A 12,599-nucleotide genomic window follows, 5' to 3' on the forward strand; every position below is an offset into this window, starting at 1 on the left:
GGGGCAGTCGGGCTGCTCGGCCACGAGTTCCAGCACGCGCCGGTAGTGCCCGGCCAGCCGCTCGATGGTCGCGCGCTCGTACAGCTCGCTGTCGTATTCGAACTCGAAGTGCGCGAACTCGCCCAGCGGCGAAGCATGCATGCAAACCTCGACCTTCAGGTCGAAGCCCACGTGGGTGACGCACTCCGGAGCGCGCCCCCTCACATGCAACACGGGCCCGGCCGCGCCGGCATCGACAGCGCCCAGCTCGCTGTGGTAGTTCAATACCAGCTGCGCATAGGGCGCGACAACGGCGCGCGCGTCGTCCACGAGCAATTCGCGCACCAGTAACTGATAGGGAAGCTGCTCCTGGTAGGCCGAAAGAATGGCACGCCCGTTGGGCTGAAGCATGTCGCCAAAGCCCTTGCGCTCATCAATGCGCTGCCGCAGCGGCACCACATTGATGAAATTTCCGATCACCCGCTCGGTGCCGACCGGCCGGTTGGACGAGAGCATGCTCAGGCAGAAATCGCTGCCGCCGCCCAGGCGATGCACGAGTGCGCTCATGGCAGTAACCAGGACCGTGAAGCGGGTCACGCCGTGCCGGCGGGCGAGTTCGTCGAGGCTGGCGACCCGGGCGGCGGGCAGCTGCAGGACGACGGCAGCCCCAGTCCTCGCGCGGTTCGACGAGGCGGCGGCCACGCGCGCGCCGGGCAGCTCGAGCCGCATGGGCGCGCCGGCGAGTGACTGGCGCCACGCGGCCAGGCGCGAGGCCAGCCGTTCGCCGGCCAGCTCGCGCGCTTCCCGGGCGGCGTAGTCGAGGTAGGTCGTCGCGTACGGCGGCAGTACATCGGCGCGGTCGCTGCCCGGCGCACAAAGGCGACGCAGTTCGTCGACGATCAGCGACACCGAGGCGCCATCGGCCGCGATGTGGTGCAACGTGAGCAGCAGCACAGATTCGCCGACCTGCCGGCGCAGCAAAGTGGCGCGCACTGGCCACAGCGTCGACAAGTCGAACGGGCGGGCCGCTTCTCGGGCGAGCTCGTCAGCCATGTAGCGTTCGTGATCGGCATGGGCAGACATCGCCCACTCGCGCACGTCCAGCGGCAGGTCACTGCGTTCATGCACGAGCTGCACCGGTATGCCTTCGCGACACCCGTAGGTGGTTCGCAGGCTCGGCTGCCGTGCCACGAGAGCCTGCAGCGCTCGCTGCAGGTGTTCGGGATCAAGCGTTGGCGCCAGCGTCAGCGCCAATGGAATGGCGTGGAAGGGACTGCCCGGCGCGTACTGCTCCAGCAGCCAAAACGTCTGCTGCGCATGCGACAACGGGTGAACGACGGCGGCCGAGTCCGTGTCGGCCGAGGGTTGCACCCGCTGTGCTTCGGCGTTTCGCGCCGCGGTGCCAGGCACATGCCGTGCGCCATCGATGAACTGCGCCATCCCTGCGATGGTCGGCGCCTCGAACAGCTTGACCAGCGGCAGCTCGATGCCAAAGGTCTCGCCCACGCGGGATGCAATCTGCGCTGCCAGCAGCGAATGCCCGCCAAGCGAGAAGAAGTTGTCTTGCATGCCGATGCCGCTGCGGCCCAGCGACTCTTCCCACAGTGCGAGCAACCGGCGCTCCGTGCCGGTGCGAGGCTCGCCGGGCATGTTGACGGCCGCCACGTGTTCTCGCCGCCATTGCCACACCGGGACCAGCGCGCCGTCGAGGTACATCTGCCGGCATCGGCCGCGCTGAATCTTGCCGCTGGACGTACGGGGCACATGGCCGGCACGCACCAGCACCACGGCGTCGAGCTCAGCGATCTCGTGACGCTCGGCCAACTCGGCACGCAGCCGGGCCATGAGGCCGTCCACATTGGGCTGGCGGCGGGCCTCGATCTCTTGCACGACGGCAAGTCGCGCGGTGGCATCGTCTTCGACGGCGAAGGCGGCACAGCCGTTGGCGCGGAAGGCGGGGTCGAGCGCCTCCACAGTCATCTCGACGTCTTGCGGGTAGACGTTGCGGCCGCTGAAGATCATTACCTCTTTCAGCCGGCCGGTGACATACAGGCCGCCGCGGTCGAGAAAACCCAGGTCGCCGCTGCGCAGCCAGGCCCCGCCCTGCCCGGCCATCGAGGCGCGGAAGACGCCGTCGTTGTCGTCGCGCCCCCAGTAGCCGGCGGCCACAGACGGGCCCGACACCCAGATCTCGCCCACCCGTCGCTCGGCCAGCGACTCGCAGGTCGACGGGTCGACGATGGCCACGCGGTGGTCGCCGGTCAGCGCCCGACCCGTGAGCACCACTTCGACTGCATCTGGCGCCTGTGGCTCGGCCGCTATGGCCAGGCCAGCCTCGAGCGAGGCGCGATCGAGCTGGTGTGTGCTGATCGTCGAGCCGTCGGCGCCGGATTCGGCCGCCGTGACCAGCAACACCGACTCGGCCATGCCGTATGAGGGCACGACCACGCCATTGCGGAGGCCGCATGGCTGGAAGGCCTCGACAAAGCGCCGCAGGGTCTCGGGACGCACCCGCTCGGCGCCGTTCACGGCCACCCCGAGGTGGCTCAGGTCGAGCTCGCACTTCTGGGCCTCGGTCACCCGCTGCACGCACAGCTCGAACGCGAAGTTCGGCGCGCCGGTGATATAGGCCCGGTACTGCGAGATCAGCCGCAGCCAGCGGAAGGGCCGCATGAGGAAGCTCGCGGGTGGGAACTGCACGCAATGGCAGCCCGCAAACACCGGCAGCACGATAGCGCCGATGAGCCCGAAGTCGTGGTGCGGCGGCAACCACGATACGAAGGTGCTGCCCTCGGGCACGCGGTAGGTGCGGCGGTTGTGTTCCGCGTTGGCCAGCAGGCGAGCGTGGCTGACCATCGCGCCCTTGGGCGTGCCGGTGGAACCCGAGGTGTATTGCAGGAAGACGATGTCATCGCCCGTCAACATCGGCGCTCGCCATGCGCTCACGGGCTCGTCATCGCAGGGCACGTCGGTAGCCAGCCACGGCAGATCGGCAAAGCGTGCTACGCCCGATTCGCCTTGCGACATCTTCTCGATGGCGCGAATCAGCTCGTGCTGCGTCAGTGCCAGAGCCGGCCGGGCGTCGTCGACGATGGCGTGCAAACGTGGCAGGGTACGTGCGTTCGAGGGCGACACCGCCGGCACCGCGATCACGCCGGCATACACGCAGGCATAGAACGCGACGATGTAGTCGATGCTGGGCGGGTACACGAGTAACACGCGGTCGCCGGGCCGCGTGCGCGTCTGCAGCCGGGCGGCGAGCCGGCGGGCCTGTGCATCGAGGTCGGCGTAGCCAAGCACGGTGCTGACCGTGTCTCCGTCCTGCAGGTAGGTAAAGGCCGGGCGCGACGCAAACACAGCGCTGTGTGCATGGCGGCGCAGAACTTCCAGCAAGGTGGACGGCACGGCCTCGGTGCTCACGGTCGTCGGCTGCATGGCTCAGGGCTGGACCGTGGTTTCGTCCACGGCCGCCGGCAAGACGGCACAACCAGCCGACAGGCGGCGCGCCACCGAGGGATAGAACACCGGCAGGTTGATGTAGTGCGTGAAGGGCACCGTGCGACGGTCGGCGGGCAACTCGTGGCGCAGCCGGGGCAGTTCAAGCCAGTGCGCACCAGGGCGGCGGTGGTGTTCCTGGTGGTAGCCGAGGTTGAAGGTCAGCCAGTTGTAGAGGCGGCCGTAGCAGCTTACCGAGTCGCGCGTATCGTCGAAGGGGTCGCTGGCGCCCCAGTGCTGCAGGTAGTTTTCGGTCTGCCGCAGCATCTCGATTACGTACTGTACCGGCACGAAGTAGAAAAAGAAGAAGCGCCAGTTGATGGCGCACAGCAACACGCGCAGCGCGATCCATGCCGCAATGTCGAGCTGTGCGGCACGCATCGTGGTGGGCTGCTTGATGCGCTCGAAGAGCTTGACGGCGACCTTGCGCTCGTCTTCCTTCGGCGTGGCGAACGCGGCCACGCGCTCCACCGGCCACACCCTGAGCAGCACCAGGAAGACGAGATACTTCAACCCCAACGACTCGGGAATGAACATGAGGAAGGCCTTCACATGCTTGTGCAGCGGGCGCTTGAGGCCCAGCATCTCGAGAATCGATGACTCGTTCCACGATTGCGGGGTGGCGTGGTGCATGCCATGGCCGATGTTGTGCGGCGTCTTGGGGTTGCCGATGGCCGAGAAGCCGACGCGCACCAGCCCATTGAGCCAGCGCTGGTGGAACACCGGCGTGTGGAAGTGATTGTGATTCGCGCCCGAACTTTGCAGCGACAGTGCGAACAGAGCCGGGGCGATGAGCACCAGGGCCAGCCAGGGCAACTGCTCATAGGCAAGCGCAAGTCCAATGAAGCACGCAAGTTGGAACGGGATGACTGCCACGCCCAGGGCGTCGAGGCGTGAGTACCGGAAGAGACGGCTTTTGCTCATGGATAACGTTCCTTGTTCATGGAGCAGCGCGCCAATGCGGGGCGGGCATGCGCTCCAGCGGCGCAATTCGGATAGGGAGCGGCATCGACCTCAGGGCCTTGCAGACGGGCGCTCCGCGTCGGCGCCACGCCGGGCCACCAGATCGGTTGCAAGCGCCGGGTAGAAGACCGGCAGATTCAGGTAATGAGTGAAGGGCACGGTGCGTCGGTCGATGGGCAGTTCCGCGCTCATCGCGGGCAGGCGCAGCCAATGTTCGCCTGGGCGCAAATGATGTTCCTGGTGGTAGCCGAGGTTGAAGCTGATCCAGTTGTAGACCCGCCCATAGCAGCTCACGGCGTCGCGGCGAGGGTCATCAGGATCGACTGCACCCCAGTGATGCATATAGTCCTCGCCCATTCGCAAGGTCTCGACCACATAGGTGACGGGCACAAAGAAAAACACGAAGAACTGCCAGTCGATCACGCACAGCAGCACACGAAAGCCCACCCACACCGCCACGTCGAGTTTGGCTGCGCGCAGCGCGGCGGGCTCCTTGATGCGCTTGAACAGACGCACGCCCATGACCGTATCGTCGGGCGTGGCGAACTTGGCCAGGCGCTCAACCGACCAGCGCTTGAGTAGGACGAACAGCACCAGGTACTTGAACCCGAAAGACTCGGGATAGAACATAAGAATGGCCAGCACCTGCTTGTGCAGCGGCCTTCGCAAGCCGATCACCTGCAGAAACGAGACCTCGTTCCAGGACTTCTTCGTCGCATGGTGGTAACCGTGGTACAGGTTGTGCGGCGTCTTGGGCGCCCCCACGAGCGAGAAGCCCATGCGCGCTGCGGCGTTCAGCCAGCGCGCGTGGAAGAACGGCGTGTGGTAGTGGTTGTGGTTTGCACCTGAGTTGAGCAGTGCGAGCACGTAGACCACTGGCACCATCGCTAACAGTGTGCCCAGGGAAAGCCCCGGATAGGCCAGCGCCAGCCAGACGAATGAAGCTGCCTGCAACGGGATCACCGCCGCGTTTGTCGCGTCCCACACCGAATGCTTGAAGACCATGCCCACCACCATCTCCACCTTGTCGTCAGCCACTGCTTGGGGTGCCGCCGATGCGGCCTCACCACAGATCCGTCAATCGGGCGAAAAGCCCCACACGTTTCGAATCAGCCCTTCATGCACCTCGAACACGGCCACCATCTCGATTGGCTGCTCTTTCAGGCCCCAGACGCGCTCTCGGTCGAACACCTTGTTTCCCAGGACAGTGCGACTGATGAGTTCGGCATAAAGAGAGGGTACGTTGAAACGCTGGGCTGCGTAGAACTCGCCGAACTGCTTCTTGCCCACGAGCGCCGGCTCTAACGCTGGCATGCGATACGACTTCACGTCGTCGCTGAAGTTGGCGAGAAAGCAATCGAGGTCTCTGGCGTTGTAGGCGTCGAGCTGACGCTGCGCGAGTTCAAGGGGCGTAGGCATGGTCATGCTTGATCTCCAGGCTTATTGGTTGTGAACACTCATGCAGGCATCGCATCCGCTCTCTTCGCCACAGGTGAGCATGCCTGTCGCGAGGTCAATCAAGTTGAAGCAACGCGAGTACTGGCGCGTCGTGACTGCCAGATGACACGCCGACAGGTACTGCGCGCTACCGTGGTCAAACGGCTGAGGCATGACCTACGACCCAAAGGCGCGCGATTATGCCGACGCAACGGCAATTCGCAAGTCCCACGAAAAGGTTGCCTGGCCGGGCATTCAAGGGCTTCGTTGTCGGCGCGAGTCAACCCCCAAGTTTGAAGTGCCAACGTCCACGGGTTTCTCTTTACTAGTGATCGATATGTGATCAAGAATCCGCGCGCCGTCGAACGGTCCCTTGTGCGAAATCGCGAGATAGTGCCCTGGTCCGTGCAGGAATGAATGTGCGCGGACTCAAACCTTTGCGGGCTTGCGTCCGTTGGCATGACCGTTTCTGACCTGGCTGCATTCCCAACACCTGGGCCGTACCGCTCGCTCGAATCGAGGGGTGCGCCGGCATGCACCCGCACACGAAGGTGGACCAATATGTACGAGACCCATTCAGTGGAACCTGTCAAAGACGTTGACGTGGAGAAGCGCGTGATTCGCCCCCTGGCAAGCACGCCGAACAACGACTTCTACATGAGCATCCGCGACTCGGAGCGCATCATGAACCCGGAGTGCTTCTCAGCCGAGGTGACGCAGTTCCTGCACGACGAGCGCAATCATCTGACAAAGGTGCTCCTGCAGGAACAGTACGAATGCATCATTGAGGTCGGGTGCCACGCCGGCCACAACTCCGAGTGGCTGGCGGCCCTGTGCACGCAGTACATCGGGGTCGATATCAATAAGGCCGCGATCGACCACGCGCTGCAAAAAAAGCCCCGCTCCGGCTGCATCGACTTCCTGTGCACCTCGGTCGAGAAGCTGCGCTCGTTGGTGCTGCCCGAGGGCAAGTACCCTCGTCGCAAGCTGGTGCTCTTCCCATTCAACCTCTTCGGCAACTTTATCAACGTCGTAGAACTGATCGAGATGCTTGACATGGCCGGCGTCGACTTGGCCATGTCGAACTTCAACACACGCTCAGACACCACCATCGGCCGCTACAACTACTATGTGAACTGCTTCGGCAATTCGTCGATCCGCGTCTACGACGCCGAGCAAGGCGTACTGTTCAAAGCTGGCCAGAAGTTCCGCTCGATCGCTTACAAGCCGGAGTACTTGACCAAGCTGGTCCACGACATTTCGCGACACCACGGAATCATCACGCCGTTTTCGACTTATGGCGACCTGTTCCTGCTTACTACCTGACGCCACGCGTGCATATCGCGCGCAGCCATCCTTCTCCCCGCCTGCCTTTTGCCTCTTCGACCGAGTCCTTCACCATGATTGATCAACTCGACATCCGCTTTGGCCACGTGGTCGACATCCGCCTTTTTTCCGACAAGCCCGATTCGCCTCGGCGAAAGTTCTGCGTGATCCGTGTCGAGTTCCCAGGCGTGGGCATTCGCCAGTCGGTCGGCCAGTTTGCCCGCCACAAGAACGACTTGCTCGGCCGAACCGTGCTGTGCCTCATCAACGTAGGCTCGAAGAACATGTTCGGCCAGCCTTCGGAGATCCTGGTGATGGGCTTGCCGCACCCCGACGGCGGGGTGATCAGCGGCGATGCGCACGAGCAGCAGGCTACCTTCCTCGCGCCGGTGGCCGATGACACCCCGACCCCGGCTGGCGATCCAAAGCCGCAGCTGAACTTTGACGAGTGGCTGGCGGCCGACCTTCGCCTGGTTGAGGTCATCGACCAGTCCGCCGCCAGTCTCACGGTGCATGCGTCAGGCGAGGGTGAACGCTGGTCGGTAGCCTTGCCCCGGTCGCTATCGGCCTCTCTCGTGGGCCAACGCATCATCGCCGCCCGCGATGCCGCTCGGCCGCAGCACGGCCACTTGCCCACGCTGCGCGATGGCTCGGTCTTGCTCGCACGTCCGAATGACCCGCGCCCGCCCATCGGGGCCAAGGTCTACTGAATTGGACCGAGCGCCGTCCATGTCGAGCCCCTGGATCGTTCGTCGCCCCAGCGAGAAGGATGCGCCGCGCCGCCTTTACGCATTCGCGCATGCGGGTGGAAGTGGCACTGCCTATCTTCCTTGGCAGAAGGCGCTTTCGGCGAACATCGAAGTTCGCGCCGTCCAACTGCCGGGACGCGGCATGCGGCTCGCCGAACCGGCATTCACGTCGATGAGGGATCTCTCGCGGGAGATTGCGAGGGCCATCGCCAGAGACATCGAACTCGCCCCGGCCGAGTTCGCTTTGATCGGGCACAGCCTTGGCGGACTGTTGGCGTTCGAGGTCGTGCACGAGTTGCGGCGATTGCAGACGCGTGCGCCCGTGAGGCTCTTCGCCATGGGCAGCATCGCCCCGCGCCGGCGCCGCATGCGCCAACCCCTCCATGCGCTCGACGACGCCGCATTCATCGAAGCGCTTTCTCACTACCAGGGCACGCCGCCAGCCTTGCTCCACAACCCCGAGTTGATGGAGCTGACGCTGCCAGCGCTGCGCGCTGATTTCAAGGTAGTCTTCGACTATCGGCGTCCCGACCATGGCATGCTCGACGTGCCCGTGGTGACGCTGGGTGCGACGGACGATCCCATTGCGTCCCCGGACGACGTAAGCGCTTGGGCGGAAGAGACCACCGCGGGTTGCAGCTCGCATTGGTTCGACGGAGGACACTTCTTCGTGCACGGGCCGCAGGCCAGCCAGGTGATCGCCGCGGTGGACGCGCAAATGCAGGACCCCCCATGCGTTTAGCCGAGGCTCCCCACACGGACGCCGCGCCGCCGGCCAGCCCCCGCCTCACCTTCGTGCTTCTGTGCGCGTTTATCGACATGCTGAACGTGGGCCTTGCGGTGCCGGTGCTGCCGGTGCTGGTTGGCGAATTCGTCGAGGCACGCGACATCCAGGCTCTGTGGTTCGGCGTGCTGACGGCCGTGTTCGGGCTGATGCAGTTCACTTGCATGCCGCTGCTTGGAGCCCTGAGCGACCGCATCGGGCGACGCCCGGTACTGATGATCTCGATGGCCGGCATGAGCATCAACTTCCTCAGCACCGCGTTGGCGCCCAACCTGGCAAGCCTGTTCATCGGCCGCATCGTCGGCGGCATGTCAGCGGCCAGCCTATCGGTGATTGCGGCCTATGCCTCGGACGTCTCGCAACCCCAGCAGCGTGCGCGCAGCTACGGGCAGATCAGCGCCGCCTTCGGACTGGGCTTTATCTGCGGACCAATGCTAGGCGGGCTGCTGGGCAGCATCGACATCCGCCTGCCATTCGCGGTCGCCGGGACACTGTCGGCCATCAACCTGGTGTATGGCGCGCTGTTCATTCCCGAGTCGCTGCCGGCGGGGCGCCGCCTCAAGTCGCGCTTGCGTGGCGTCAATCCCGTCGCGCCCATGCTGGCCGTGCTGCGTGACCCGCGCTGCGGCGCCGCGGCCTGGGTCTTCTTGCTGGTTACCTTCGCCAACCTGCTAACGCAGACTACCTGGGTTCTCTACACCGCATTCCGCTTCGGGTGGACGCCGCGCGACAACGGCATTGCATTGTTCGTCGTGGGGGTGGGGGCCGCTGTGATCCAGGCCGGGATGCTGCCGTGGCTCCTGCTGCGGCTCGGCGAGAAGCGGCTCATCCTCACCGGGCTAGTGGCTGGCGCCGCAGCCTGCCTGCTGTTCGGTCTTGCGACTAAGGGCTGGATGATGTACGCCATCATGCCGCTCAACCTGCTGGCCTTCGTGGTTGCGCCCACGTTGCAGGGAATCGTTTCCAAGGCCAGCGCCGAGCAGGAGCAAGGCGTCGTGATGGGATCGCTGCAATCAATCGGCAGCCTGGGTGTGTTCGTCATCCCACTGTTCGGTGCGGGATTGCTGCAGAACGCCACGCACCTCGCTTCGAGCGACTGGCGCGCTGGTGCCACATTCTTCACCTGCGCGGTTATGCAGGCCGTCGCTGCGGTTTGGGCGCTTCGCAGCTTCCGCTGACGGCGGAGACCATGATGGCGCAGTCCGGCGCCGCGATCCCTGGCCACCCGAGTTCGACACAAGCGTTGCTTGTAAGTCGTCAATTTGTATCGGCCATCGATTTTTTCCGCGCCGTTGGTGTTTTTTCGCAGGCGCAAGCGGGCGCACGTTCCTCTTGGCGCGTGGGACGAGGACCGGACAATTAGTTTCAATTGGGCAATTTGGTCAGCCTTTCTCAATTGGAATGAACGACTTATGAAAATATAGGGAGTCGAGAAAGTCCGTCGGAAAGGTGCGCTACGGGCCCAGGCTCCGGCGTTGCTAATTGCGATTGACCTGTCAACCCCTTTAATTAGGGAGTTCATTTTTTACTGCGTCGAACATACTCTGCGCCGGCCCCGATTTCGCTAAACGACGGCGCGCATCTTGAGCAGTGTTATCGCACGAATAATGAGCGGTCGACCTGATGTTTCATTCCAACAGATTAAGTAAGTTTTAATAATAATGGTGTCCACAGTGAGTGTTGTATTCAAACCAGAGTCCAGATCAATATCATCTGATATTGATCGCATATATACCATTGATTCACAAGAGAAATCTCAGATCGAGACACTTATTGGCAAGCTGGCCGAACGGTTCATAACAGTTGAGAGCGAGGAAACAGCGCTGGCTTGTGAGATCGCAGCCACGCATCTGCCGGAAGGTCTGTTGTCCATACTCAAGGTGATCGCAAGCGGGGACATACGCTCCAGCTATCTTCTGATCCGTGGCTTTGAAATCGACGACAATGCGATTGGAGGCTCCCCTGCACATTGGGATCAACCCTGGCAAGACAGACCTTATCTGCGCGAAGAACTGTTCCAGGTCCTGCTCTCATCGGCAATCGGTGGCGTATTTGGATGGCGCACACAGGAAAACGGTCGCTTTCTGCGCCATATCGTACCCATCGAAGCCGTGAAGGATGAGCAGCTAGGCGGCAGCAGCGCGACAACCTTGATGTGGCATACGGAGGAAGCCTTCCATCTCGGTCGAGCTGACTTTTTCACGCTGATGTGCTACCGCAACCGCGAACAGGCGGTGACGAATATCGCTTGTGTCGATGATCTGAATCTTGCTGAAAATACTTGGCGTACGCTGCGGCAACCGCGGTTTACAATCCTCCCTGACAAATCCCATACGCCAGTAGAGAATACCAGTGAGCAATGGAAGCTGAACGCAGAAGCCTTTAATACGATTCAGAAGATGATGAACAACCCTCAACCCATCCCGCTAATTTATGGGCGCAATGATATGCCTTTGATGCAGGCCGATCAGGCTTTCGTATCGGCGCTTGATGGTGATGATCAAGCGGCTGCCGCGCTCGCAGAATTCCATGACGCACTCGACCGCGCAGCAATCCACTTACAGATGCAGCCGGGCGATATCCTGCTGCTCGACAACTTGCGAGTGGCTCACGGGCGCTCCATATACCAGCCCGATTACGGTCCAAAGCATCGGTGGTTGCGCCGGGTCAATATTGCCAACGGCCGTCGAGTCAATTTTGGGCTTCGTGACAGCCAGAAGATTCGGGTCATGCTATGAGCGCGGCTTCCACACGCACCCTTCCAAAGATGGCGCTTTTATGCGCCGTCTTTTTCTGGGCAAGCTCCTTTATTGCCATGAAGTCGGCTGTGTTGGTGCTCGATCCCGGTAAAATCATATTCTTTCGGATGCTGATCGCTTCGACTGTTTTCTGCCTTCTTTATCGCTTCTGGGGTAGATTTCTGTACGAAAAGGGGGATTGGCTTTATCTGGTGATCATGGCGATTTGCGAGCCCGGAATTTATTTCTTGCTCGAAAGTCAAGCCCTGCGATTTACCACGGCCGGTTCTGCAGCCACGATCAATGCTCTACAACCGCCCATCGTCGCCCTGTTGGCTTGGATTCTGCTCCGCGAGCATCCACGTTTCTGGACGCTCTGTGGATTCGTGGTCTGTATTATCGGGGCAATTGGGTTGAGCCTCAGCTCGGAGAGCACCGAATATGCTCTTATGCCTTGGCTCGGAAATCTGCTTGAATTCGGAGCCATGGTAGCTTCGGGCGTGTATGTTATTTTGATGAAAAAGCTATCAGACCGCTACAGCCCCATTTTCCTCACGGCTCTGCAATCCTTCGCCGGCGCCATCCTGTTTTTTCCGCTGATCTTTTTCGGGGAAGCTCTGAGTTTTAGTATACCGTTCAATACCGTTCTGACTATCGCCTATCTGGCAACCTTTGTCACTTTTGGCGGCTATTTTTTCTATAATTGGGGGGTTGCAAAAACATCAGCCATTGAAGCCAGCATATTCCTGAATCTGATCCCGGTCTTCGGCCTCATCTTGGCTTTCCTCGTCCTCGGAGAAAAACCATCCGCCTTTCAGGGGCTGATGCTCGCCTTGGTCATTATTGGTGTCCTCATATGTGAGTTCGGACCAAAATATTTGCCAGTCCCGTTCCAGAAAAAGATTCTCGGCTATATACCCCTTCGTGTGGAACGCGACGGCACATCTCGGGCGTGAGTGGCGCCGTGATTCAACGTGAAGGGGCGAATGGAGAGGCCCGGCAGGTGAGTGAGCTTGCTCAGGGGTTGGAGTGTGATCAGCCAATTCGATGGACCAATGATCAAGCTCGGTGATGGTCGGCCGGGCCATCTCGTGGGTCCGTTGAGCGATGCAGTCGTGTTCACGTCGA

Annotated in this window: 10 protein-coding genes; 6 read left to right on the forward strand and 4 right to left on the reverse strand. The window is 62.0% G+C overall.

All coding sequences use genetic code 11. The annotated features are described in order from the left end of the window. The 4 genes from AC30NL_RS07640 to AC30NL_RS07655 form a co-directional block, all read right to left on the reverse strand. Nucleotides 1–3,414 (reverse strand): AMP-binding protein (locus AC30NL_RS07640; protein ID WP_489463411.1); only part of this gene is annotated, 3,414 nt, incomplete at its 3' end. Between the two features lie 3 nt (nt 3,415–3,417). Next, nucleotides 3,418–4,398, reverse strand: a complete 981-nt coding sequence (locus AC30NL_RS07645) for a fatty acid desaturase family protein (protein WP_489463412.1) — start codon at nt 4,396–4,398, stop codon at nt 3,418–3,420. Nucleotides 4,399–4,488: 90 nt separating this feature from the next. Continuing rightward, on the reverse strand, nt 4,489–5,475 hold the full coding sequence (locus AC30NL_RS07650; RefSeq protein ID WP_489463413.1) for a fatty acid desaturase: 987 nt from the start codon (nt 5,473–5,475) through the stop codon (nt 4,489–4,491). A 39-nt stretch (nt 5,476–5,514) separates the two neighbouring features. Further along, nucleotides 5,515–5,862: a nuclear transport factor 2 family protein gene (locus AC30NL_RS07655; RefSeq protein WP_489463414.1), complete on the reverse strand. Its 348-nt coding sequence runs from the start codon at nt 5,860–5,862 to the stop codon at nt 5,515–5,517. A 591-nt stretch (nt 5,863–6,453) separates the two neighbouring features. On the opposite strand from AC30NL_RS07655, the gene AC30NL_RS07660 reads away from it, so the two are divergent. The 6 genes from AC30NL_RS07660 to AC30NL_RS07685 all read left to right on the forward strand — a co-directional run bounded on the left by AC30NL_RS07660 (nt 6,454) and on the right by AC30NL_RS07685 (nt 12,427). Next, on the forward strand, nt 6,454–7,200 hold the full coding sequence (locus AC30NL_RS07660; RefSeq protein ID WP_489463415.1) for a class I SAM-dependent methyltransferase: 747 nt from the start codon (nt 6,454–6,456) through the stop codon (nt 7,198–7,200). Nucleotides 7,201–7,274: 74 nt separating this feature from the next. Continuing rightward, complete coding sequence (locus tag AC30NL_RS07665; protein ID WP_489463416.1) at nt 7,275–7,910, forward strand: hypothetical protein; 636 nt, start codon at nt 7,275–7,277, stop codon at nt 7,908–7,910. A 19-nt stretch (nt 7,911–7,929) separates the two neighbouring features. After that, a complete protein-coding gene (locus tag AC30NL_RS07670; RefSeq protein WP_489463417.1) occupies nt 7,930–8,691 on the forward strand; it encodes a thioesterase II family protein in 762 nt (253 codons plus the stop codon). Continuing rightward, a complete protein-coding gene (locus tag AC30NL_RS07675) occupies nt 8,682–9,911 on the forward strand; it encodes an MFS transporter (protein WP_489463418.1) in 1,230 nt (409 codons plus the stop codon). The genes AC30NL_RS07670 and AC30NL_RS07675 overlap by 10 nt, the downstream gene beginning before the upstream one ends. A gap of 495 nt (nt 9,912–10,406) precedes the next feature. Further along, a complete protein-coding gene (locus AC30NL_RS07680; protein WP_489463419.1) occupies nt 10,407–11,471 on the forward strand; it encodes a TauD/TfdA family dioxygenase in 1,065 nt (354 codons plus the stop codon). Next, nucleotides 11,468–12,427, forward strand: coding sequence for a DMT family transporter (locus AC30NL_RS07685; protein WP_489463420.1), 960 nt, complete (start codon nt 11,468–11,470; stop codon nt 12,425–12,427). Before AC30NL_RS07680 ends, AC30NL_RS07685 begins: the two co-directional genes overlap by 4 nt. The last annotated feature ends 172 nt before the right edge of the window (nt 12,428–12,599 follow it).

Origin of the sequence: Rhizobacter sp. (assembly GCA_021153565.1) — a bacterium.
Taxonomy (GTDB): domain Bacteria; phylum Pseudomonadota; class Gammaproteobacteria; order Burkholderiales; family Burkholderiaceae_C; genus Albitalea.

Excerpts from the sequence above, each read along its gene's own strand:
- AC30NL_RS07675 (WP_489463418.1), top strand. The coding sequence starts at position 8,682 with ATGCGTTTAGCCGAGGCTCCCCACACGGACGCCGCGCCGCCGGCCAGC.
- AC30NL_RS07645 (WP_489463412.1), bottom strand. The coding sequence starts at position 4,398 with ATGAGCAAAAGCCGTCTCTTCCGGTACTCACGCCTCGACGCCCTGGGC.
- AC30NL_RS07670 (WP_489463417.1), top strand. The coding sequence starts at position 7,930 with ATGTCGAGCCCCTGGATCGTTCGTCGCCCCAGCGAGAAGGATGCGCCG.
- AC30NL_RS07665 (WP_489463416.1), top strand. The coding sequence starts at position 7,275 with ATGATTGATCAACTCGACATCCGCTTTGGCCACGTGGTCGACATCCGC.
- AC30NL_RS07655 (WP_489463414.1), bottom strand. The coding sequence starts at position 5,862 with ATGACCATGCCTACGCCCCTTGAACTCGCGCAGCGTCAGCTCGACGCC.
- AC30NL_RS07685 (WP_489463420.1), top strand. The coding sequence starts at position 11,468 with ATGAGCGCGGCTTCCACACGCACCCTTCCAAAGATGGCGCTTTTATGC.